Here is a 24,515-nt window from a genome sequence, read left to right as displayed (position 1 = left end):
ATGCTGCCCGTTAGTTTAATAAAATGTCTGATCCCATAAAATACAAAAGCCGCGATTTACGCGGCTACTAAAGAGATAATGTTCTTGTCACCCGACAGCTCAGCAGTTCAGCAGTTCAGTACCCCTTCGAGGCAATCCGGGGCCGGGGAGCCAACAAGACGCCGACGCTTAATTAGCCGGGCAAGCTTTGCAAAGAGTCTCTTAAGGGCGAGCTTAAGCGATTTATCGACGAAGATCCTCAGTGTCGTACCATCTTGAAATCGCACCTTTTTCGTAGCGGTGGAGGAGCAGCCTCCCTTACAGCCGCAATGGACTTTGAACGGAACGACTGCTTTCTTGTTGAAAAAGCCCCTTGCAAAAATATTGTTGTTCTTCCCTGAAACTAATGCAACGTTAGCGCTGGTTATGCCCTTCACTTGTTTGCCGAAAGATGCGGTTAGCCTGCTGCTTCTGCGGGTAAGTGATTGCAGTTTGATCGTGGCCAAGTTGCAAGCGTTCTGTGTTACGTTCATGAAGTAATCGGAGACGCCACGTCTTGGATTGATGACTAGTTCGATATTCGCGCTTAAGATGCCCGCTTGTTTCGACTTCAAGCTTGCCGTTGCAAAAAGCGTGGTTGTTCCATTGACTGAGCGAATCAGTCCAGGCAAGACTTCACTCCTTCAGTACCTTGATACAGGATACCCACAATATATTCGTCTGCAGCAGGCCAGGTATAGTTAATTACCCAAATGGCTCCTATTTTTCCGAGGGCTGAAGGTCGAAGAAGCTCAACAACTGAAATAGCACGGCTGGGGAAAGGTTCCGTCCTTTTGAGAAGATGAAATTGGATGTCACTCAAGAACTCGGGAATCAGATCCCTCAGGACGGTTATATAGGCTTCATGGCCACTCGTGATGCCGTTGCTATTGGGACGTCGTCTGATTCAGATCGCAGAACAGCAGCTCTCCGGAACTGCATTCTGAGACATGAAGCATTTCATTGCCGCAGCGGCAATGAACGAATAATTATTTAAGTTGTTCTATCTAAATTCTTTAATTCCATTTTCAAAAGCTTCTTGGTCATTATGATCTATCCCATGTAGAGCTTCCTGTAAAGCAAAAGTGCTTCTATAAAAATGAACTCGTTCTGAAATTTGTTTTCCACACGGGTACAAATTAGTGCATACTTCAAAAAACTCTTCTCCATAACTGGAGAGAATTCCCGCAAAATCATATGCTGGATCCCCAAGTCCTGAACCTCCGAAGTCAATAACTCCTGCAATCCTGTTTTCTTTTGGATTCCATATGATATTACTTGCTCCAAAGTCTCCATGAATAAAGGTTTGCTCCAAGTTCTGATTATAAGTATTATTCAAAAATCCATTAAAGTTTTCTACTACTTTTTCTTGTGCATTTACTCGCATAAAAGGAAAGAGTTTCTCTTTAATTCTTATAAATAGATTTTCTATAGTTCTATGAATACTTTCATGCTGTTTTTGAGAAGCAACTGTTATGGGTATATCCATAGAGTGAAGTTCAATAAGAAAAGTAACAAGTTGTGAGGCAATTGTATTCGTAAGGTTTTGACTTTTGATATTAATCAGTTCTTCCTTCCAAAAAGGAGAACCCTCAATTAGCTTATAGCCCATGAAAGCCTTACCTACCTCCATCTCATCAAAAGATTTATAAGCTGGATAGGGAATCGGTATCGCTACAGTTTTACTGATAGATTCCAATAACTCCGTTTCTCGCTTTATTTTTTCTATTCCTTGCTTATATTTAGGAAACCTAAAGACGAGAGATTGATTAAGAATAAATACGTCATTGTTCTGTCCGATCTCATTTTGTTTAACATCTTGAATATGTAAATTTGGGTAAACTTCTTGAATGCGTCGAACGTAGGTAGAGATCATATACAAGCTCCTTCAATTATAAATGTTTTGCTTTCTTGAATTTTGGCTGATTTCCTATAACGTTTTTGTATCTACGAACCCGAGAGGCTTAAGGGAGCGCACGCGACCGGGTCCGACGGACTTAGCCTCGCAGGGTTGTGAGCTGAGTAGCTTCTCTGCCTACTACTCCTTGCGAACCAAGGGCGCAGCCCGCAGCGTAGATACGGTGTTATATGATGTATCTGCCTTCTTGAAAATGCCTAAATAGTATCAAAAAAGATGTTTTTTATGTACGTTAGATCTCCATATCGAATCTCTATGGGATACTCTGATATCTCCTGTTTCAGCAAATCAATACTTTCATTTATTTTACTTTTAATTTCTGCCCTTGTGTAAATACTATATATTACATCCTTTATTGCCCCAAAATTTTCAATTGAACTGCGTACTCCTAATTTCACCATATTATGCTGATCGGTAAAATCATGAAACAAATCTATTAATATAAAACTTTCCTTATCATTTCTCTTAAAAAATACAAGAACGTCCCCCTTGCCAACACTATAAGTTCCTTCGCCGTATGATAAATATTTATTATATAATTCCGTTATATCGAGTTTGATATTTAATTGTCTAATTAATTTTTCAAAACTAGATGCCTCATCTGTATCATCAATCAAATCAAAAAACGGTAAATAAAAAGATATTTCAGTATATCCCTCCATTGTCAGTTCCTTTCTTTCATTTAATTAAATATTGCAGATATTTCATATAACGTTGTTGTATCTACGAACCTGAGAGGCTTAAGGGAGCGAATGCGACTGGGTCCGGCGGACTTAGATGAAAATGTACGAACCTCCCTGCCTCGAAGATAACTACTCTCTTACATTTCGTTTATTCCCTCCCAATATCACTATTATCTGATCGAGCGGACTCATAATGCGCCGGATGGGATCGTTGCTGACATGCGTGTAAAGTGCTCCGTTGTTCGAGAGCTCGGATGATCAAGAAGCTCCTGAATATACCGCAACTCCGTACCCGCTTCCAGCAAAGGGTAGCAAAAGAGCAGCGTAGCGAATGGACACTTGCAGGCTTTTCTTGTCAGATCTATTTCTTCGCCAGCTTCACTGTACTTTTCCAAATTCATACTCATAAGCACTCTCCCCTAAGTATACTGACAGTGTGTAATATTGGAAATATTATCTTACATAGAAAAAGAGACTCCTCCACCGCCAATAAGCAGGTTAAAGTGTCTCTCGTGCTGTCAGAAAACGCTGTACAAACAACCTTTGATGGATGATTTTCGTGCGCTATTGCTGGAACTCATTCATTTTGGATCATTCATACCTATCTATAATATCCGTTGCTTTTTGTCCCGGCGCAAAGCTGCGTTGAATCTCTTCCAAGAAGCATTGAACCGCAGGTGCCAAATACCGATTTTTCATAAACATCATATAAACTGTTCGTTCCAACGCAGGCGAATCCAACGTTTTGTGGACAATCGATACATCCTTCGGTTCAACTAAATAATTTTCAGGAATAATGGCAAGCCCAAGATTTTCTCTTACCAATGTCAACGCGGTCTCAAACCGTTCGATTTCAAATTTGATGTTCGGAGACACTTGCTCAAGCGCAAAGGCGTTCAAAATATCTTCCCTTGTCTGGAATCCTTCCATGCTAATAATGAAGGGTTCTCTTGCCAACTCTTCGAATGTAATGGTTTCCTTCTCGGATAGAGAGTGATCCCGATGCAGCACCAGGACTAACTTTTCCTTATACAAAGGGAGCGATTCAATATCGTCTTCGTGGATGCACTGGTTCGTAATGATGAGATGGGTATGGTATTTCCGCAATGAATCGACCACCGCCTTTCTGCTCAGCACCTCGAACAGCTTAATATGAATCGAAGGAAAGCGGCCTTGATATTCACGAATCACTTGGGGCACCCACTGCCTTACGGACTCGATCATGCCAATTACAAGTTCCCCTCTTCCGGTCAGTTTTACTTCTTCCATCTCTTTTTTCAAAATGTTCATTTGGGAAAGCAGCCGAATCGACTTTTCATACAAAACGCTGCCAGCGTCCGTCAGTTCGATTTTTCTCGTGCTGCGTTCAAACAACGGCGATCCGACCTCATGCTCCAAATTTTTAATGGCATTGCTTAAAGATGGCTGTGATATATGCAGTTTTTGTGCGGCTTTGGAATAGCTCAACTGATCGGCAACCGTCACAAAATAATGTAATTGTTTGATATCCAGACGATTTTCCTTTCGCTATTTATAACTAAAAGCTATTAATTTATTTGTATTATATATTTTAAATGATAAGAATGTCATCATATAATGAAACAACAGAATACGAGAAAGGGTGGGGACATTGCGAAAACCTATTGGAGCCGATGTATGGACCGGTCGAACCGATCATGCGGAAAGAAGAAGCAGCTTCCGCTACCATCAAATCGTGGAACGGATGGATCTGGTGGATACACCATGGAAAACCTCCTCTACTAACACTTGCGCCATCATCGGTTTTGAATGCGAGGAAGGCGTTCGGCGCAATCAAGGAAGATTAGGTGCGGCGAACGCTCCGAATGCAATCAGACAAGCGCTCGCAAGCCTCCCCTGGAGAGCAGCGGAAGGTCATCGCCTTGTCGATGCGGGCAATGTGGTTTGTCCCGACGAAAAGCTTGAAGAAGCCCAGGAAGCATTGGGCCATGCCGTCTCCGACCTCTTTTCAAAATCCGCGACTCCCATTATTTTAGGCGGAGGACATGAGACGCTGTATGGACATTATTTAGGTGTCCGGCAACATATAGGACCAGATGCTTCGTTAGGAATCATCAACATTGACGCCCATTTCGACTTGCGCCCCTACGACAATCAGCCTTCATCAGGAACGATGTTCCGACAAATATTGGAGCAAGACAGCAATAGCCGCTATTTTGTGCTTGGCATCCAGCGTTTCGGTAATACACAAGAACTGTTCGACAAAGCGGACGAGCTCGGTGCCCGCTACATTCTAGAAGAAGACATGCATGAACGCGTGTAAGGATGACATCCTTTCATCCTTACACGCGTTCATGGAACAACAGGATTATGTCATGCTCACCCTTTGCACCGACGTTCTCAATGCGGCATTTGCGCCGGGAGTCAGCGCTCCGTCTCCTTTCGGGTTAACGCCGATGGCTGTTCGTGCCCTTATCCGTACCGTCGCCTCTCACGAGAAAGCGCTTTCTTTCGATATTTGCGAGGTGAATCCGGCTGTTGACGAGAACGGAAGAACCGTAAAGCTAGGAGCATACTTGACGAATGAAGCCATTATGGCATTTATGGGGAGGAACAATGATGACACTGGCACTTAATCAAGTGAATACGATATTTTTGGCCGTAGCCCTGCTCGTACTAGGAACCGTCATTGTCAGAAAAACGGGAGTACTGCAAAAGTTTTGTATTCCGGCGCCCGTTGTCGGGGGTCTGCTGTTTGCCATCCTGGCCACGCTCCTGAAAACGACGGGTCTTTTGGAAATTGCATTGGATACCTCGCTCCAAAGTCTATTCATGCTCACGTTCTTCACCACGGTAGGCTTGGGCGCAAGCTTTCAACTCATCAAATTAGGCGGCAAGCTGCTCGTCATTTACTGGCTCGCCTGCGGATTCCTGGCTTTAGCGCAAAACGTGATCGGGGTTTCCCTCGCCTCGTTATTCGGCATTCATCCGCTGATCGGGATGATGGCAGGAGCCGTATCTATGGAAGGAGGACATGGAGCGGCAAGCGCATTTGGACAAACCATTGAAGATATGGGAATCCACTCGGCATTGTCTATTGGGATCGCGGCAGCTACCTTCGGTCTTATCGCCGGCGGTCTGGTTGGCGGCCCGACTGTAAAATATTTGATGGCTAAATACAATCTGAAACCGACGGAAACAAAAGAAGCAGCAGCGGACGTGGAAGAAAACGTTCAACCGATAACGACAAATTCCTTCTTCATCCAAGTGCTGCTCATTACATTCTGTATGGCGTTAGGGACGTATTTGGGAGATCTGTTCACGTCAGCGACAGGCTTTGTCCTTCCCGGATATGTCGGAGCCATGTTTGTGGCCGTTATCGTCCGCAACATCGTGGATAAACTCAATCCGAATACGATCGATATGAAGAGCATCAACCTGATTAGTGACGTGACGCTTGGCATCTTCCTGTCTATGGCGCTCATGAGCATCAAGCTATGGGAAGTAGCCGATCTTGCGCTTCCGATCTTGGTGATCGTGCTTGTACAAGTCCTATTTATCGTTCTGTTCGGGATTTTCATTTTGTTCCGGATGCTGGGCAAAAACTATGACGCCGCCGTGATGGTCGCCGGTTTTACGGGCCATGGTCTCGGCGCGACGCCCAATGCCATGGCCAATATGGCTGCGGTAACGGAGCGCTTCGGGCCTTCCCGCAAAGCGTATCTGATCGTTCCCATTGTAGGCGCCTTTCTTATCGATGTGTTTGCCGTGCCAATCATTATTACGACGCTGAATTTATTTAAATAGTATCAACTAAAAAATAATCCTGATGACTATTTGACGAAGATTATCGAAGAGGAGCTCTAGCGGCTCCCCTTCGTTCATTGGCGCGATGAATGATGGCTCTTCACGATGGCACGATAGTCTATTTTCCCGTTGGCATCCATTTTAATATTGTAAAAGGGGCTGTTTTTCGACACATACAGCGTATGGCGGCGATGAGTCAGAAATTTGAGAGTGGCACTCCCCGTGAAATACGACTCGATTTCCTCGTATAATCGTACTCTGGCCGATTCCGATTGCTCACATTGGATCTGCTGCAGGAGAGACTGCACATGTCTTCGGCCCTCTTCAGACATAGACGACATGAAGTAATTGCCCTTGGCCTGCAGCATGGCCATCGCCGACATCATCCAGTCCTTGCCGAAAGCAGTCCCCCCGACGAAGCAATCATACTTGTTGCGCGCTTCCTCGTCGATCTCCGCAGGAGATACGATCTCGAGCGAGCATTCCAGTCCATGCGCATGCAGCAGCCGCTCAAGCACCAGCGCTTCTCTCATATGATTGGCATCCGGCCGAATCTGCTGGACCCGAATGCGGATGACCGGCCACTGGATGTCAGGCTTTGGCCGTACGTTTGCCCGTGGCCTTTGATGCTCGGAACGGTGTACCAAAAAGCTTGTCGCCGCGATTTCTCCCTCTTCCTTTAAACAAAACGCATCGCTCGAGATCGCATCATACAACCAATGCCTGGCAGCCGCATCATGAAACACACTTGTCTCATTACAGTTGAGCAGCAAATAATCAGCCCCCTGTTCCACCTGCTCCATCTTCATCGCCTCTTCATCCGGCTCGCTCGATACGCTGGTCGACAATCCGAATGTCAATGAATTCGGGGTATGGATCACCTCCACCTGATCAAGCCATGGCCGATAGCCAAAATAATGCTCGAAGGCTTCCAGCTTGATCAACGTATCCGTTTGGCATGCCAGACGGAATGGCCCCGCTCCTGCCGGGATGCCGATTTCGCCATCCTCAATCCAACGGAACGACACAATGGACAGCTTCGGGCTGCACAATATTCTCGGGAATAAGTAGTTGCATTCCTTCAACTGTATCGTCAAGGAACCGTCATCCTGAATCGTAATCCGCTCGATAGCGATGAACATCCTGTCCCTGTTCACGGCTCGCCTCAATGCAGCCGCGACATCTTGGCTTGTAACGGCAGAGCCATCATGGAAGCGCACTCCTTTACGAAGCAGGATTCGCCAAGTTATCCCGTCATCGCTGCCTACAGCTTGCGCAAGATTGGGAACCGCCTGTTGAAGCTCCTGATCGAACCGAAGCAGCGGTTCGAACAACTGTTCAACGAAATGGACATCATGCCGCGAAATCGTGTGCAGCGGATCGAGCACGACGCGTGTATTCGGATACGGATAGCGGAACACATCCAATGGCTTCGCGTTATGTACAATATGGTGCAGGCCATACGCCTCCTCGATCAGCCGCTTGATCTCCTCGTCTTGGAACATATCGTGCTCCGCAATGAGCTGAAACGCCTTTTGAAATTCGTCTTTCTGCCACAGCGCTTGAAAATAAAGGCGAATCACTTCATGCAGACCCTTTTTCAACAGAAGACGGGGCTTCTTCCCTCTGCCTTGAAAAGAGGTCCAGCGGATTGCATCCTGCCGGTGCAGTTCTTTGAGGAGGGTCTTCGTATAACGCGTGGAGCAATGAAATACAGATGCCAGCTCGTCAATCCCCGTCTCGATCTCGATGCCTTGGGGAAAGCGTTTGGCCAGCTCAATCAAGTAAGGATACATGCTCATCCTCCTAAAAGGGGAACTAATCTTGCAATATGATCACTTTTTGTTCCTGTTTCTTCATTTTAAACTAGTTGTAACCTAGATGGAAGGAAGAAGAAGCATGACAAAGCAAGCATTACCTCATTACCGGAATTTCCATGTGTTATATGCCGGCACGTTCATCGTGACCATGGGCAGCCAAATCTATAGCTTCATCCTGCCGTTATTTATTTACGAGTGGTCCCAATCCGCCATCGCCATGAGCACCATGCGCGTGATGGATTTTTTGCCGAACGTGCTGCTTGGCATGCTGGCGGGTGCGATGGTCGACCGGATAAATCGGAGGAAGATGATGAAGTGGACAAGCATGCTGCAAGCCGCGCTGGCCTCGATCCTCGTTCTGTCGATATGGCTTGACGCGCTGCATCTTTGGCAGTTGTATCTGTTCGGTTTTTTGCTTTCGACCCTAAGCTACACCTTCGGCAATGCGAAGCATGCGATTGTGCCGCAATTGTTTCCCCGAGAGATGCTGACGGATATTCAGGCCCGATTTTCATTACTTGGAACCGTTCTCTCCATCATCGGCCCTTCCATCGCCGGCTTCCTTATCATTTGGCTCGCCTATGAATGGCTGTTCTTCATTTATGTCATCAGCCTCATCCTATTATGGCTGACCGTCTTTCTGATCGATCCGGTGCCATCGCCAGAATGGAAGACAGGGCAGACCCTGTGGCAAGATATGAAGGAAGGGATTGCCGAGCTATTCGGTAATCAGACGCTGCTTCCGCCGACATTGACCATTCTATTTACCAATTTTGCAACGAGTCTCGTTATCGGCGTTCTCGTATTTTATGCCGTAGATGGGCTGGGATCGTCGCCGCAAGAGGTGGGCTGGATGTTCTCCGTCTCTGCGTTCGGCGGCATTGCCGGCGCAAAGGGCCTGAAGATGCTGCGTAAAAAATGGAAGAGAGGCGCCATTTTCCATGCCATGATCTGCGTGGATGCGCTCGTGCTTTGCTTATTTTTCTTCGCGGCGCATTGGTGGCAGCTCGCGATACTGTTAGCTTGCCGGACCTGCACAACCGTTATCATCAACATCATTTATTTGGCGATTCGCCAGGAATCTACCCCCAATCATTTGCTGGGACGCGTCGCAGGCACTTCTTCGATGTTCATGAAGCTCGTATTGCCGCTTGGCTTGCTCTTGTCCGGTCTATGGGCCGAGCATCTGCCGATCCCCTGTCTGTTCCTGATCTCCAGTGCCGTTGTCGCGTTCCTGGCCATCTATTTAGCCAAGGGTTCATTTCGATCGGCCGCGTAAAAATAAGCGTAAACATGCTCTCGTCATGTTTACGCTTATTAGAATAATAATCTATAGAGGTTGTTTCAATCCTATATACTCTCCTGCTTTATTGCATCAATAATGTTTTCCTTTTTTACTTTTGCGCTGGAGTATAGCATAGCTGAACTAACGATGACAAATACGGCAGCGATGACATAAATAACACTCATCCATGGAAATACAAATCCATAGTTAAATTTGTTCATCATCGCTCTGTAGATCAAGTACATCACGACGAAGCTGCTAGGAAGCCCATAACACAGCGACTTGATTCCATAAAAGATGCTTTCATAGTTCATCATTTTGTTAAAGCCCTTGGGAGTAATTCCAACCGATTTCAGCATCGCAAATTCCCGCTTGCGCAAAGAGATGCTCGTAGAGATCGTATTAAAAATATTCGCAATCGAAATCAATGAAATTAATGCGATAAAGCCGTAAGAAAATACGGACATCAACAGAATCTTCTGTTCGTTCTGTTTTCGGTATTGATACAGATTGTGAACAACCAAATTCGCCTCTTTCATATCTTCAATTTTCTGTTGCGTTTTCATTGGATCCGAGCTTTGCAGGTAGAGATAGGTGTGACTCTCATCCTTCCCCTTATCGTACATTAACTGATCCATGACTCGCTCTGACACGATAATATTTAACCCGCCTAACCCTTCTGTAACCATCCCCATCGGATATTGATCGGTCAGTGCAGCTATTTTCACTTTGTTTACAAGTATTTCTTTTACTGAGCCCCCATCTATACGTGTAGAGATTACATCGATACTTTGGCCAACTTTCTTATAAATGGCCTTCGCTTCGACGTATTTTTCGGTTTCCATATCTTTATAGTGAATCGTATCGATTACAATCGCCGCTACATGTGTTGGGTCCGTTAGCTGGTTGTAATCTGCACCAACTGCTTTGGCATAAGCCTTCAGATTAGAATCATTTAATGCATTTATCCGAATGAAGTAAGGGTATTTTCCATCCCTAAGCCTGCTTTTATCCTCCTTTACCATCTCTTTCAATTGATCAGCGATTACTGCTTCTTCTAACCAAGCCTCCCCGTATAACTCGTGAATGACGCTGTATTCCTGTACATCATCAAGGGATGCAATGGATAGAAGCAACCGGTCGTCTATTCTTTTTTCATTGCCGTACGACACTTGAATATCATAATTGACGCCATCCTGCGAGAGTACCAACGATTCTTTCAAGCTGGCGGTGAAAAAGGAGACGACAAGAAACAGAACGATACTAATAGCGAGTGAAAATACAATCGCGTTGTATCTTCGCTTGTTTCTTTTTAAGTTTTTCAATCCTATCTCTGCTTCGATTCCGAAGAGGCGGCGAATGAACATCGGCGTCCTCACGGCTTTTCCGGCAAGCTTCACATCGGTGGTTTGGCGAATCGCATCAATGGCGGAAATCTTAGACGCTTTTATGGCTGGGAAATACGTTGAAATGAAAATCGTCAGCATCGAAACGACACAGGCAATCAAGAGCGACAGCGGCGTGACGATGACCGTTAATTTTTCCGTAATCCCCAATGCCCCTTGAAGCATGGAGTTAATGAACCACAAGGTCATCCCAATCCCGACAAGACCGCATATCATTCCCGTGGGAATACTGATCAAGCCAATGATGACCCCTTCAAAAAATACGGAATTTCTCTTCTGTCTCTTCGTAGCCCCTACGCTCGCAAGCATCCCTAAATGACGGGAACGCTCCGAGACGGAAATCGCAAACGCATTATAGATCAACGAAACCGAACCGATCATAATGACTGCCATTATAATAGCCGATAAGAAAAACAGCGTGTTTTGCGCAGCTTCGCTCTTGGCCACGCCATAATAGTGAAGCAACTCGTGATTATATTGGACGGATTCAATATTGTTATTCTTTGCCAAATTTTCCGCATGATCGAACAAGGAACGATTGACTTTCTGCAAGACCACCGCCGCATTGACTTGCTCATTCGCCGCCAGCAGGTTCTCATCCACATAGCTAATCACCGTATATCCCGGCGCCCAAGTCGCTTCCCAGACAGGGCGCTTAATCATGCCGACAATCGTGTACTCCCTTGTCGTGACATTTTTTAAGCTCTCGGTCACATTGTCATTTTTCACTCGCAATGCTTCCCATTGATTCAGCGGCTTATCCCAGCCTTCAGTGAACCGTTCGCCAACCTGGAGCGCGAGCTGATCGCCAATCTCGTAGTTGACCTGTGCGTTCGTTGCGATGGCCTCGGAAATCACGACTTCCTTGTCTGCACGCGGAAGACGCCCTTTGCTCAATTCAATCGGGAATTCAGTTAAACCTTGTGCATTATACTCCTTGATGAACAAATATGGCTTGCTTGGATTTTGACCTCCCGTCAAAGGAGCGTAGCCGCGATCTCTTATGAGCACAACGGTTTTTGTTGCATCATCATTTTTAATCGCTTCAAGTTGTTCTCTGTTTACATCCTTGTATAGGACATGCCATTCCCCTCCATCCGCGATGGTTTGCCTTTTCATGATATCCAAATAGGAAAAAGCGAGTGTGGCCACTGCCGTCACCATCGCCACCGAAATCACGACACCAATGATAGTGATAAGCGTTCGTTTCTTGTTGTGCTTCAAATGTCTAACGGTGAGTTGGTTGACGATATTCATGGGCGGATCACCTCATCCTTGGAGATCCGTCCGTCTTCAATCGAGATGACCCTATCGGCTTGCAGAGCAATCCGTTCATCATGGGTAATCACGATCAGCGTCTGTTGATAGGTTTTGTTGCACATTTTCAGTAAGTCGATGATCTCGCTGCTATTCTTGCTGTCCAGATTGCCGGTAGGCTCATCCGCCAGCATAATCGCCGGATTGCCAATGAGTGCTCGGCCAATCGAGACTCTTTGCTGCTGTCCGCCGGATAGCTGATTCGGCAGGTGGTTCAGACGCTGCTGCAGGCTCAGTGTCTTCACGAGATCGTCAAGCTGCTTCCGATCCACCTTCTGCTTATCAAGCAAGATCGGCAGCGTAATATTTTCTTCCACCGTCAGGACGGGAATCAGATTGTAGAACTGATAGATCAAGCCGATTTGTCTGCGTCTAAAAATCGCTAACTGCGTTTCATTCAAGCTATACATGTCCGTATTATCAACGAGGATTTTGCCGCTGGTCGGCCGATCCACGCCGCCTAACAGATGCAGCAGCGTCGATTTCCCTGATCCGGATGGACCGATAATGGCGACGAACTCCCCTTTTTCGACCGAAAAAGATACATCATCAAGCGCCTTAACCGATGATTCGCCCTTCCCGTAAATTTTAGACAGATGTTCGATTTGTAAAATGGTCATGGTACAACCTCCATAGATGTGCTGATGGAACTCATTTTATCTGTCTAAAATGACTTTCCAGTGACTCGGAAAATGACAGTTTAGTCACCTGGGCTTAAACTACCTGCTTGTAAAACTTAATCCGAAACTGTGTCCCCTTGTCCTTGTCGCTCGCCACGTCAATCACACCGTTCTGACTTGTAATCATGCTGTGAGCCATCGACAGACCAATGCCGATGCTGCCCTCGCTCGCATTCTTCCCTTTATAAAACCGTTTAAAAATATAGGGCAAATCTTCCTTCGGGATTCCTTTGCCATTATCTTCGATAATGAGTTCCGTAAATAACGCATTTTCCGAAAAAGAAATGGCGATCGCTCCGCCTTCCTCCGTATGCTCGACACAGTTCTTCAAAATATTGATGAGCGCTTCGGCCGTCCAATGGAGATCGCCAACAAATGCGACGGTATCTTCTCCCTGAACCGAAACCGATATGTCTTTAATATCCATTGGAATGAGGACAGGCTCCAACGCCTTTTGTACGAGCATGTTCACCGGTACCCGATCTTGTTTAAATTGTACCGTCTTCGCCTCAATTTTTGAGAGCTTCAGCAAGGAAGTGACCAGCCAATCGATTCGTTCAAGCTGAATCCGAATATTGCGCGAAAACTCCGTTCTTTTCGCTTGAGGCAGCTCGGGATCGCGCAACAAATCGGCCATGACTGTCATGGAAGTCAGCGGCGTTTTGAGCTGATGGGAGATATCAGAAATGGCATCGGTCAGTTGGATTTTATCTTGCTGCAAAAGAGAACGGTGCTCGGACAACATGAGGGTCACTTTATAAATATCATTCTTCAAAATGCTAAGCTCGCCTTCTTGATTATCGCGAACATCAAGCGAATCATTGCCGCTGCTAATTTGGCGCAAATAGGCAGACAGCTTTTCGATTTCGCGGTATCTCCATCGCGTGAATGCGAGGCTGCTTCCCATAAGCAAAACGGCAACAACGAACACGAGAGCTGCGGCGACAGGCGATATCCAAGCGGCAGCAACGGTCGCCGCCAAGCTGATGAAGCTCATCGTTAGCAGCAAAGTTTGAATCTCCCGGTTCCGCAGCATCTAATCACCAACCTTATAGCCAAGACCGCGCACGGTTTTGATCAGCGTCGGGCGCTGCGGTTGATCCTCTAGCTTTTCCCGCAGCCTTTTGATATACACCGTTAATGTATTATCATTCACGAAGTCCCCTGCCACATCCCAGATCTGCTCTAGCAGTTGATTTCTCGTAAGCACCTGTCCAATATGATTGCCGAAAATGAGCAGCAAGCGATACTCTAAAGCCGTCAGCGGAATTTCCGCGCTGTGTTTATACACCTTTCCCTCGAGCGTATTAATGCGAACCTGATCTATCTCGATAATCGACCTGGTCTGAGACGGCTTATGGTATCTCCGTAAGACGGATTTGATTCGCGAGAGAAGCTCGCGAACGCGAAAAGGCTTCGTAATATAATCATCAGCCCCCATATCCAACCCCATGACAACATTGACCTCATCATCAATCACCGTTAAAAAAATGACCGGAATATCTCTCCGCTCTTTTACGATCTTGCACAATTCATAGCCGCTTCCATCTGGGAGGGATAAATCAAACAAGCATAACGCGAATTGATCCAGATCTTCAGCTATCACCTTTTTTGCCGATGCAATATCATGACAAAGAACAGTAGAAAAGTGATCCTGCTGCAGTGAATACTCAAGACCAGACGCAATCGTTTTATCATCTTCCACGAGCAAAATTTTCATCTAAAGATCATCCTAACTATATTTTACTTTGAGAAAATTAATTATATATAGATTACAAAGTCATTCTTCCATCTTAATAAGCCCTTTTTTAATGTCATCCCTAAATGTAACAGAAAATGAATTGAAAATCTTTTGCCCACTCTATTGGGTACGACCGAAAATGCCGTCCATGGTCAATCATACACGGCCTGATTTGCTCTTGACATTCATGGTGAAGTCTTTATAATAATAAAGTTTAAACTATATGTGAAATCTGTAACAAGGAGTGCGAATCATGTGGTTTTTATTTGCTTTATTAACAGCTTTAGCTTGGGGAGGTGCTGATCTATTTTATAAAAAAGGCAGTGATAGTCATGATCGGTTCAGCCATATTAAAATCGTCATTATGGTGGGCTTGGTTATGGGGATTCACGCCACGGCTTATATGTTCATCCAGGGAATCAACTTTGATCCCTTAGACTTAATTCGCTATTTTCCCGTATCTGCACTTTACATCTTGTCGATGACGATCGGTTATATTGGTTTACGATATATGGAGCTTTCCATTGCATCTCCCGTACAGAATTCTTCAGGAGCCGTCACGGCCATACTGTTGTTCATTTTTTTCACCCACGACCTGAGCATCATTGAAATATTGGGTGTGACCATTATTACTTTAGGCGTTATTGGAATTGCTATTTTGGAAAAGAGAGCTGAACGCGAAGCTCTCCAGAACCGTGCAACACTAATTGATAAAAAATATCAAATCGGTTTTATGGCCATTACATTCCCGATTCTATACTGCTTAATCGACGGGCTCGGAACCTTTGCCGATGCGATTTATTTGGATGAGCTGAGTCTGATCAGTGAAGACGCTGCCCTGCTCGCTTATGAATTCACCTTTTTCATTTGCGCTGTGTTCGCATTTACATACCTCAAGTTTATTAAAAAACAGCAGTTCAACATGTTCAAAGAACGTGTTAAAGGTTATGCTGCCATATTTGAAACAACGGGGCAATTCTTCTATGTGTTCGCCATGTCTAGCAACGCCATTATTGCAGCCCCCCTTATTGCTTCCTACAGCATTTTTTCGGTCATCCTGTCCCGATTATTTCTTAAGGAACGGTTGAACAAGAAGCAATATGCGTTTATTGTCGTTGTAATCATTGGCATCGCATTGTTAGGTATTGCTGATGAGCTGTAAACTCTTTGGTTTCACAGAACACAAAAAGCCGACCTTACGTGGTCGGCTTCATGATGGTGGAGGCGGCTTTCCGGGTTACAAGTTCAGTTCAGTTTCTGACCACAATTCGGGCAGAAGTTAGCCCCTTCGTTTTTCGCACCGCAGTGAGGGCAGAAGTTAGGCTTTTTATTGCCTTCAGAAGGAGTGGAAGCAGCAGGCGCTGTCTCAGCCGAAGGCTTTTGGTTTTGGTTCATATTTTTCATCATTTCATTGGCGATGTTCATCCCCATCATCATACCCGCCATGTCCGAGGCAGCGCCGCCGCCTTGTACTTTACCGGATGCAATCCCGTCCGTCATGGTAACCTGTTGATACTTCTGCACATTGCCGATCATCTCATGGGAAGCCGTCTTCGTAATCATATCTTGGATTTCTTGAGGGTAATTGAAGCTCATGACTTGAAAGCCTGTAATCGTCATCCCGTTGTCCATCACTTGCATATCCAGATCTTCGCGAATGCCTGCGGCAATATCGGAAGCATTCGCCTGCAGGTTGAACATGTCCTTCCCTTCCCGGCTGATCCACTTCATTAACAACTGATCCAACACGGAAGTAATCCGGATTTTCACATCCTCGACCAGATAACTGTCTTTCATCCCGGCAATCTTATCGATCAGCGTCACGTAATCGTTCACTTTAAAATTGAACGTGCCGTTAGCGCGAATGGGCATGCCGCCCGGAAGCTGGGGAGACGGGATCAGAACCGGGTTCTGCGTTCCCCATCTGACGGTGAACTCCTTCGTGTTGACGAATAAGACTTCCACCCTCATCCCGCTGTTAAAACCAAATTTAAACCCTTTTAGCGTGGACAGGAACGGGATAATGTCAGAATCAATGTTATACTCCCCTTCATCCTCAAAAATCCCTTCGATCTTGCCGTTATTTACAAAAATCGCATCTTGACCGGAGCGGATAATTAACTTGGATCCTTTTTTAATCTCCCGGTTGCTCCACTTCCAAAAAATCATATCGTCTCTAAATTCTTCCCATTCCACAACATTCGCAAATTGGTTTCTGAAGAACCCCATTCTATACCCATCCCTTCATTAAAAGTGTAAGTCTGTTTTTCAGCACCGAGAAGGTTGCTTGAACTCGAAGCGTATGCTTCCGATGCGAGTTTTGCTTCGCAAAACTTGTAAGGAGCAGCCGAGTGTAGGCGAGACTACATAAGCAGCTACAATGTTTCCGCAGGAAACATACTTCGAAAGCATACGCTTTTCAAGAGTGAATGCAAGATTCGATGCCGAGCTACTTCCTGTTTCTCTTCGTGATCAAAAGCGGACCTTTTGAACTACCTCTAAAATGATCCTCTGCTGCCGCTATGCGAATGACCGCCTGAGGTGGTCCCTCCGCCTCCGCCGCTTGAGCCGTTGCTGCTGCTTCGTTCGATCTTCCGTTTCGTTGTGCTGGTATGAAGGTAAGTATCCTCATAATCCACAACTCCCGAAGTGCTTGCATCCTCGTAGGTCCGGGAATTTACCGTTATCCGGCCGCCGGAACGGCGAACCATCAAGGTTACAATCCCCCCTCCGAGTGCCAGCGCAATGCCCAATTGAACCCACGTATTGAAAAAGATATTGTCCGGGTTTACCCCTGAGCGGAAACCCATATATTTATGTGCCGTTTGGATATACTTTTGAAAAGCCAGCTTATAATCGCCGCTCGTTAAATCCGGGGTGATCTTATCACGTATCTTATCTAACCTCTCGTCATCGAGATACGTCTTCGCTTTATAGAATCCGGCCAAATACACATCCCGATGAGTCATGTCCAGCATCAAAATGACGGCATTGCCATGAGGCTTATCGTAACCGGGCGCATAGTCATCGTAGAAATCCTGCGTCATTTTCTTCACGTCGTAAGCTTCCGGGCTGTTGATCGTCACAATCATCATGTCCGTTTCTCGTTCGGCTCCGTATTGATTAGCCAATGCGTTCAGCTCATCATATTCCTGCTGATTGAGCAGTTCCGCTGTATCAAAAATCAATTGCTTCTCCTTCGTTGCGGCCGCTTCGCCCGCAATCATGTCCATAGGGACGGCAAGCATCATGACGAAGAAGAACAGGACGGCAAGGATCACTCTCTTCCTTCTCACCAAAATCCACCCCCTATTATCCAAGAGGACACTAGGTGCAGTGCAAGGAAAGAGATACCGGAAATACCTGCAAACCATCCGGCCACTTTCATCTTGCTAATCGGAGGCTTGCCCACCACCTTGCCCGTCTGGCCGTTCATGGCAAACGTATACTTCCTTTTATTGTAGTCATATTGTACCATCCATACCGGAAGCAGAACATAATCGGCACGTTCTAGCTCTGTATCGATGTCTACATCGGTATAGTTCACGGTAGCGTACCCTGACACCGTAGAATTAATATAGGAATAGATATATTTATCTATTTTATCTTTAACCCGAGGGTATAGCTCCTCATCGTTATAGCTGTATTTTTCGGCAATGTAACCGGCAAGATACGGAGTTTTAAAGCTTTCCAGCTTATCATAAGGAAAAGGCTCCAATTTATCCATCAGTTCATCATTCATTTTCTCCGATGCATCAATCGGCACCTTTATATAATCCAGACAGATCTCCCGATATAAGTCATAATAATCCGTTTTGGTATACTCGTAGTCGCCTGATCTATAAGTGCTCACTTTCGTGGCACGGGCATAAACCTCCACGTCATTATGCAAATCATAGAGCCAAAAAGGCACGTACAACCCGGTTATTCCCTTAATTCGATCCGCTGTCATAAACCCGCTTGGCGTTACAAGGCCTTTCCCGCACCATTTTCGGAATGCTTTCATCGCTTGTTCCTTACTAATGGAAAAAGGGATGATCTTCACCGGAGCCAACTCCCCGGTCAGCCGATCGCTGAGAACAACGGCTGAACCGCAAAAGCTGCAGCTCGTTGCACTCGTCTCCGCTTCGGTCATAATGACGGCTCCGCAGCTATTGCAATGATACTCCCTGGCCTCATCTTCTTCTGAAAAAACATGTTTCGTCAGAGGATCGGGAATTTGCTCGATATTGTCTTTTCTTCCGCAGCTATAGCAGGATAACATCCCTGTGTCAGCGTCAAAAACCATCCCGCTGCCGCAGTTTGGACATTTGTACTCGATAATCGGCATCTGCTCACCCCTATCACAAAGAAACCGTTATTCCTTCTTGTTCATTTTTTCTTTGAGTGCAGCCAATTCATCTTCTGCAGTGGTAGTCGTATTCATATTCGTGCTCATATTCTTCTCCAATTGTGCGATCAGGTCATCCAGATCGTCTTCCTTCGCACCGCCTCTAAGCTCGGCCAAGGCCATCGCTTCATCCAAGGCGTGATTCGCCTTCTCTTCCAGGGCATCGAATGACGAATCCACGTCGTTGCCTGAATTCAATCTTTGCTGTGCTTTGGCCGCCGCCATCTTCTCTTTCAGTTCGGTCCGCCGCGCTTCCAACCGGCCCATATCCCACACAAGCTTATCCTGCATTTGCTTCATCTTTACGGCATTGGCAGAAGCCAGGTCATAAGACGTTTGCAATCGGTTTTGTTGCTCTGCCAACGCTGCCTTTCGCTCCAGGAACTTGAGAGCGTCCTCTTCCTTACCGTCTTCCACTGATTTCTCGGCATAACGCTGCAGCTTTTTAATCTCGGCATTGCATTCATCCAATGCACTTTTGGCCCTTCTCTCATCCGCCAGCACCGAAGCCGTCTCCGCTTTAACCTTGCCTAGGTCGCTGTTCAAGCTCCGCATATAATCATCAATCGTCTTCTCCGGATCTTCCGCCTTATCCAATAAGGCGTTAACATTGCTTGCCATAATATCCCTAAATCTCGACAAGATTCCCATGCTGCGCTCCCCCTCGAAAAGATTACATCCTATCATATAATACATTAAATTCACGAAGAAGGTTTCATCCCCCGAAATTCGACGTGTATTGAGTCTAATAGAATTCCTCTTATAAACTCAACAGCCAGAAAACTCCGATCAATCCGTTAGCACAGCGAACCCTAGTTTATCAATAGACATTATAGGTTTAATTGGACAAGGTTCAACAACTGATCCGTGGATTAGCAAATTCAAAATTTGCCGCCGCGTGAAATGGAGAAACCTCACTGACCTTAATGATAATCATATAGATCCCTTACTTTTCGTGAGTTTCAATTCACTTTCATCGTTAGGGAAAACCAGCAAACTTCTTTGAACGCAAAAGTACCGTCAAAAGCGTCACAGAAGACGCAACCGACGGTACTCACATACAAGTGATTTTGAAATAGAAGCGGACCGAACCCCCGTTCGCTTTCCTTGAAGAACGTAGTACATCAGGATCATACGGCTGCAGCTGATCTAAATTGATATTAACTAGCATCTCACGTCGAATACCAGTATCCAAAAGCATAAATATGATTGCTCGATCTCGCATAGGTTATGCATTTTTTTTCAATCGAGGCTGCTTTCCTCTCCAGTTACGTCCTTTCATCTGATGGAACCGTTCCAACCGATCACACACATTAATTAATGAACCAATTTGTTCGTCGGTTAACGAACGGGCATCTGTATGTTAAACATCTATGTTGATTTTAGAAAATAGGATAGGAAATTAATTATTTCAATTCTTTGACTTATATGTGAATTGATAGACCCGACAGTTTTATAAGGCATCATTCATTAAACCTTCCCATAATAATGGTGTTATAGTATTTACCGTCCGAAAGGATTTTGTCTTTTTTTAATATACCTTCTATTTCAAAGCCAAGCTTTTTATAAAGTTTAATGGCTTTATCATTTGTTTCTAAAACATTCAAAGTGATTTTTTTAATACCATTGGAGTCAGCCCAAGAAATAGATTCTTTTAAAAGATTTCCCCCTATACCGTATCCCCAAAAATCTTTTATTACGCATACTCCGAAATCTATTTTATGAGAGAATCTATTTAAATGATTTCCTTCGCATCTTGAAAACCCGACTATCCGATCATGAACTACCGCAACTAAAAATAAGTTCCTTCTATTTTCAGTATCTGTTTTAATAATTTGTTCAAAACCCGGTACATCTATGAACGCCTCCCCTTTTTCTCTGTCTAAATTTTCGGTCTCTCCATCAATCTGTAATCTTAATCCTGACAAATCTTTTGCATCTCTCTCGATTGCAGATCTAACAGTATAATTTATCCCATTAACATAAAACTCTTGTTTGTTAATTATCATGATATCCCCCCATTCAAATTAAGTTGATTCAGAAAAATAAAACAAAGGAGAAGCTCTAACGTTGTTGTATTCACCACGTCCCAACACCTTAAGCCCCAAAGGGGCGGCCGCGATGCGGTTAGGTGGTGCAGATGTGTCCGGTTGAATATGCTTCCTCGGTACTGCCAATTGCATCCCCGAATCACATCATACCTCTGCCGGATCGAGGGTCGAATGGCCCGAAGCGTGAATATGGTGTTAGACGAAGTAGACTTTCACAACTGCTCTTACCTATTGTACATTTATTATTTCATCCTCAATCCCTTTCATAATACCGTATGCGCCATCAGACTTGTTTGAACATACAACAACTTTGATCGAGTTCCCTGGGTAAAAAGCAGAGTGGAAACTGACGCCAGGGTCATAACCCATAACGTGATACTTTAGAATGTCAGTTTCAAATATCTCAATCCATACACCGTAACCATAAAAATTATTATCCTCATTGGTTCGAATGTGCCGAGTGAGCAATTGTTGAGTGTAAGTTTCGCTTAATAGTAGATGATTCATAAGTGCATCCCATAGCTTAGTCATATCGTTGACTGTAACAAATGCTCCACCATCTGAACCGCCTTTTACAGGCAATGAATAGATATTTGTCTTCCAAGTGCCATTAGGATAGTCAATATACCCTAGCGCAGTCCTTGACGGCAAGGCATCAAATTCAAAATATCCTGATTCCTCCATTCCAGCTTTTCTAAAAATATGCTCCTCAACGTATTCAACGAAGCTAAGTTGACTTGCCTGCTCGACAATTAAACCAAGCAAAATATATCCTGCATTATTATAATGAAACCTTTCCCCTACATTACGTTTCATTGGTTTGTCTTGAAATAATGGCAAGAAATCTTTCAAGTTTCTTATTTGATACATCGGGGTTTCAATCCACAACTCTTCATAGCCTTCCATAACTTCCTCATCAAAGTAATCTGGTATTCCAGACGTATGTGTTAGAAGATGATGGATTGTTATTCCCTCATCAAAATTTGGAAAGTTAACATCAAGACACTCTTTTAACTTTGTATCAAATGAAAGCTTTCCACCCTCCACAAGCTGACAAATTGCTATTCCAGTAAAAAGCTTACAGCCCGAGGCTATTCCATATCGAGTGGAAGTGTTATTTTTTGATTGTTCAGAACGATTAGCATACAGCATATCCATAGCATAATTCCGCCAAAATTTCTTTGTCCTCTTTAACAAGTATCGTTCCTGAGAATTTGTTATTACTCTGAATATCTGAGATACGCTTTATCATATTAGTTTTCATCAAATTCCTCCAAATACTGTCGCTTGTTCAATTTTTCTCCTCGTTAGTCAAGGGACAGAATGCTTTAGAAATGTTCATATTTTAGATGTTATGTTTGCGCTGATTTCCTATAACGTTCTTGTATTCACGAACCCGAGAACCTTAAGTCCCAACGGGGCGGCCGCGACGCGGTTAGGTTCGCAGGGCTGTCCGCCTGAGCCCACTTCCCGAAACACCTCTGGCGGACCAAGGGGCGTAAGCCCCTCAGCGTGAATACGGTGTTGTAAGATGTTGGCGCCTTCTTGGAAAAACTAACAATTTTCTTTATTCCGTACTAATATTAAAATCAACTCCATATTGAACTAATCCTAATTTTTGTGCTACTTTCTGTGAACTCAAGTTATCCCATGAAGTACTGTAAAGAGGAATTAATCCTTGCCCAAATATTTCTTTGCTCCACCCATATACAACTTTCTGAGCAAGTCCTTTCCCCCTGAATTGCTCTACCGTCATTAAGCTTGCCTCTGCTGCTTTACTTGTCTTGCGCGCACTGCAACAAACTGAAACTGCTTCTTTATTCACGATATACCCCACAATAGGAGATCGATCATCCAGTTCATTGATTAAGCCACCAAAGTGTTTGTTCAACAACTGTTTGTTAGACCCATCGATAACTGTAATCGCTTCTTCTGTATTCCTGATTTCATTTTGATTGAATCTATATGCTGGACCTATCCAAATGTCTTTTACTTTCTTGTATTTCCCAATAATCCCGCAAAGATCTATGATATTTATTGAATCAAAGATGTACGTATTGATCTCATCTATAGTTAATTGTGATATATCGTTTCTAAAGTAAGTAAAAATAGATTTTTTTGTTTTTCCAATAAAAATTGCCGGAGGACTAGTTTGAGATCTCTCATTAATTCTTATAATTCTGTTCTCTTTATTTAGCACATATAAAGTAGATGCTTGAATTTCCATTATTTCATTGTCATTGAAATCGATTTTTCTCACGCCTTTCAATATACACTTGCGCCAATTTCTTATAACGTTTCCGTGTTCATGACGTCCCACCACCCTAAAGGAACGAAGTGACTGGCCGCGATGCGGTTGGGTGGTTCGGATGTGTCCGTTGAATCTACTTCCTTGCTTGAATCTACTTCACCGAATTTTCTTCGATTGCTTCTGGCGGACCGAGGGGCGGCGGAGCCGGCCCAATGCGTGAATACATTGTTATAAGATGTCCCCGCCTACTTCGAGTAACCTTCAAAGTAATTCTTCATTCAAGTATTTATTCTTCATTAAGATGGTTCTAACCGTTGAAATTGTTTTATCCCGTTTTGGAAGATGTGCAATTCTGTTTAGCAGAATCCATCGGAGGCAAGCAATAGCTTCAAATTTTTCTAGTTCATCCCCAGTGTAATTGTTCATCGCTAAAAATACAGAACGGTAAGTTGAACAATACCTTTCACCTACATAAATCCAAATTAAGATAATTGACCATGAAATATCATATCTTGGATCGCCAAGTTGGACGTTCGTCCAATCGATAATTGTATACTTTCCATCTGATTCAAGGATATTTCCCAAATTATAATCACCATGAATGAGACAATTTTGTTCCATCTTTGTACTTCCAACGAGTTGGATTAATAATTCTTTTATATCTAACTGATCGTCAAGTCCTGGGAAGAAATAGTCTACAAAATCGTATCTAGGCATTGTTCTACTACCCAATATATCTGTCGGAAATTTATGTATCTCAGTTAATATATTTGCAATTTCAGTAAGTTTCAATTTATTCACTTTATTAATAGGTGTACCATCGAAACTGGTTAATAAAACTTGATTATTGTTTTCATCCACTCCCCAACCACACGGCTTTGAAACTGCAATTCCTCGATTATACAAACCCTCTAACAGATTATATTGAATTGATATATCTGGCTTTGAATCCCGATTCCATACTTTTAATACAAAATTAGATTCCGTCGTGCTGATCCTAAATACATCTGCTTCAAGTCCAGAGTCCATTGGAATAATATTTTTCGGGACATCTTGTGCTAACAATGATTGGAAATCCTTACATCTTTCCTTCCAGATGATATTACGGATAAGATCCTTCATTATTTTCTCTCCCTTTCGCGGGGATTTCTTATAACGTTGTTGTATTC

General features: G+C 44.3%; 21 protein-coding genes and 2 pseudogenes. 5 read left to right on the top strand and 18 right to left on the bottom strand.

Annotated features, from left to right (window positions below):
* Window positions 1-107 precede the first annotated feature (107 nt).
* Window positions 108-650 (bottom strand): hypothetical protein, encoded by a 543-nt coding sequence (locus A372_RS0105095; RefSeq protein ID WP_019419748.1) that lies wholly within the window; start codon window positions 648-650, stop codon window positions 108-110.
* Window positions 651-829: 179 nt separating this feature from the next.
* Between A372_RS0105095 and A372_RS36125 the strand changes: the two are divergent.
* Window positions 830-965: pseudogene (locus A372_RS36125) on the top strand (spore protein); the annotation flags it as partial.
* 56 nt (window positions 966-1,021) lie between these two features.
* Here A372_RS36125 and A372_RS0105090 read toward each other — a convergent pair.
* The 4 genes from A372_RS0105090 to A372_RS0105075 all read right to left on the bottom strand — a co-directional run bounded on the left by A372_RS0105090 (window position 1,022) and on the right by A372_RS0105075 (window position 4,131).
* Window positions 1,022-1,894: a phosphotransferase family protein gene (locus A372_RS0105090; protein WP_019419747.1), complete on the bottom strand. Its 873-nt coding sequence runs from the start codon at window positions 1,892-1,894 to the stop codon at window positions 1,022-1,024.
* A gap of 239 nt (window positions 1,895-2,133) precedes the next feature.
* Window positions 2,134-2,598, bottom strand: coding sequence for a hypothetical protein (locus A372_RS0105085; RefSeq protein WP_019419746.1), 465 nt, complete (start codon window positions 2,596-2,598; stop codon window positions 2,134-2,136).
* 209 nt (window positions 2,599-2,807) lie between these two features.
* Window positions 2,808-3,026 carry a hypothetical protein gene (locus A372_RS33290; RefSeq protein WP_036703346.1) on the bottom strand — a complete coding sequence of 73 codons (219 nt, stop codon included), beginning with the start codon at window positions 3,024-3,026 and terminating at the stop codon, window positions 2,808-2,810.
* 184 nt (window positions 3,027-3,210) lie between these two features.
* The gene (locus A372_RS0105075) at window positions 3,211-4,131 is read right to left on the bottom strand and encodes a LysR family transcriptional regulator (RefSeq protein WP_026010908.1); all 921 of its coding nucleotides are present in this window, start codon (window positions 4,129-4,131) and stop codon (window positions 3,211-3,213) included.
* A gap of 109 nt (window positions 4,132-4,240) precedes the next feature.
* On the opposite strand from A372_RS0105075, the pseudogene hutG reads away from it, so the two are divergent.
* Both hutG and gltS read left to right on the top strand, forming a co-directional pair.
* A pseudogene (gene hutG / locus A372_RS33285) lies at window positions 4,241-5,234 on the top strand (formimidoylglutamase).
* Window positions 5,218-6,405 carry a sodium/glutamate symporter gene (gene gltS / locus A372_RS0105065; RefSeq protein WP_019419744.1) on the top strand — a complete coding sequence of 396 codons (1,188 nt, stop codon included), beginning with the start codon at window positions 5,218-5,220 and terminating at the stop codon, window positions 6,403-6,405. Before hutG ends, gltS begins: the two are co-directional and overlap by 17 nt.
* A 74-nt stretch (window positions 6,406-6,479) precedes the next feature.
* On the opposite strand, the gene A372_RS0105060 is transcribed toward gltS, so the two are convergent.
* Entirely contained in the window at window positions 6,480-8,201 is a 1,722-nt protein-coding gene (locus A372_RS0105060) for an ABC transporter substrate-binding protein (RefSeq protein WP_019419743.1), read from the bottom strand.
* A 103-nt stretch (window positions 8,202-8,304) separates the two neighbouring features.
* Here A372_RS0105060 and A372_RS0105055 point away from each other — a divergent pair, with 103 nt between their 5' ends.
* Window positions 8,305-9,504 (top strand): MFS transporter, encoded by a 1,200-nt coding sequence (locus tag A372_RS0105055; protein ID WP_019419742.1) that lies wholly within the window; start codon window positions 8,305-8,307, stop codon window positions 9,502-9,504.
* Window positions 9,505-9,575: 71 nt separating this feature from the next.
* On the opposite strand, the gene A372_RS0105050 is transcribed toward A372_RS0105055, so the two are convergent.
* From A372_RS0105050 to A372_RS0105035, 4 genes are all read right to left on the bottom strand, one after another.
* Window positions 9,576-12,173, bottom strand: a complete 2,598-nt coding sequence (locus A372_RS0105050) for an ABC transporter permease (protein WP_019419741.1) — start codon at window positions 12,171-12,173, stop codon at window positions 9,576-9,578.
* Complete coding sequence (locus A372_RS0105045) at window positions 12,170-12,853, bottom strand: ABC transporter ATP-binding protein (protein ID WP_019419740.1); 684 nt, start codon at window positions 12,851-12,853, stop codon at window positions 12,170-12,172. Before A372_RS0105045 ends, A372_RS0105050 begins: the two co-directional genes overlap by 4 nt.
* Before the next feature lie 94 nt (window positions 12,854-12,947).
* The gene (locus A372_RS0105040) at window positions 12,948-13,949 is read right to left on the bottom strand and encodes a sensor histidine kinase (RefSeq protein WP_019419739.1); all 1,002 of its coding nucleotides are present in this window, start codon (window positions 13,947-13,949) and stop codon (window positions 12,948-12,950) included.
* On the bottom strand, window positions 13,950-14,633 hold the full coding sequence (locus A372_RS0105035; RefSeq protein WP_019419738.1) for a response regulator transcription factor: 684 nt from the start codon (window positions 14,631-14,633) through the stop codon (window positions 13,950-13,952).
* Between the two features lie 274 nt (window positions 14,634-14,907).
* Here A372_RS0105035 and A372_RS0105030 point away from each other — a divergent pair, with 274 nt between their 5' ends.
* Entirely contained in the window at window positions 14,908-15,816 is a 909-nt protein-coding gene (locus tag A372_RS0105030; protein WP_019419737.1) for a DMT family transporter, read from the top strand.
* 83 nt (window positions 15,817-15,899) lie between these two features.
* Here A372_RS0105030 and A372_RS0105025 read toward each other — a convergent pair whose 3' ends face one another.
* The 8 genes from A372_RS0105025 to A372_RS0104990 all read right to left on the bottom strand — a co-directional run bounded on the left by A372_RS0105025 (window position 15,900) and on the right by A372_RS0104990 (window position 24,468).
* Window positions 15,900-16,883 carry an SPFH domain-containing protein gene (locus A372_RS0105025; RefSeq protein ID WP_019419736.1) on the bottom strand — a complete coding sequence of 328 codons (984 nt, stop codon included), beginning with the start codon at window positions 16,881-16,883 and terminating at the stop codon, window positions 15,900-15,902.
* Between the two features lie 269 nt (window positions 16,884-17,152).
* Complete coding sequence (locus tag A372_RS0105020) at window positions 17,153-17,950, bottom strand: TPM domain-containing protein (protein ID WP_026010907.1); 798 nt, start codon at window positions 17,948-17,950, stop codon at window positions 17,153-17,155.
* Complete coding sequence (locus tag A372_RS0105015) at window positions 17,947-18,984, bottom strand: TFIIB-type zinc ribbon-containing protein (RefSeq protein ID WP_019419734.1); 1,038 nt, start codon at window positions 18,982-18,984, stop codon at window positions 17,947-17,949. The genes A372_RS0105020 and A372_RS0105015 overlap by 4 nt, the downstream gene beginning before the upstream one ends.
* Before the next feature lie 27 nt (window positions 18,985-19,011).
* Window positions 19,012-19,695, bottom strand: coding sequence for a PspA/IM30 family protein (locus tag A372_RS0105010; protein WP_019419733.1), 684 nt, complete (start codon window positions 19,693-19,695; stop codon window positions 19,012-19,014).
* Window positions 19,696-20,507: 812 nt separating this feature from the next.
* Window positions 20,508-21,053, bottom strand: coding sequence for a GNAT family N-acetyltransferase (locus tag A372_RS0105005; protein WP_019419732.1), 546 nt, complete (start codon window positions 21,051-21,053; stop codon window positions 20,508-20,510).
* Window positions 21,054-21,323: 270 nt separating this feature from the next.
* Window positions 21,324-22,253, bottom strand: coding sequence for a serine hydrolase domain-containing protein (locus tag A372_RS33280; RefSeq protein WP_443146827.1), 930 nt, complete (start codon window positions 22,251-22,253; stop codon window positions 21,324-21,326).
* Window positions 22,254-22,662: 409 nt separating this feature from the next.
* A complete protein-coding gene (locus tag A372_RS0104995) occupies window positions 22,663-23,355 on the bottom strand; it encodes a GNAT family N-acetyltransferase (RefSeq protein WP_026010906.1) in 693 nt (230 codons plus the stop codon).
* Between the two features lie 252 nt (window positions 23,356-23,607).
* Window positions 23,608-24,468, bottom strand: coding sequence for an aminoglycoside phosphotransferase family protein (locus tag A372_RS0104990; RefSeq protein WP_019419728.1), 861 nt, complete (start codon window positions 24,466-24,468; stop codon window positions 23,608-23,610).
* Window positions 24,469-24,515 lie beyond the last annotated feature (47 nt).

This window comes from Paenibacillus sp. OSY-SE (assembly GCF_000283315.1).
Lineage (GTDB): Bacteria > Bacillota > Bacilli > Paenibacillales > Paenibacillaceae > Paenibacillus_B > Paenibacillus_B profundus.
This window is presented reverse-complemented; position numbering and strand designations above follow the sequence as displayed.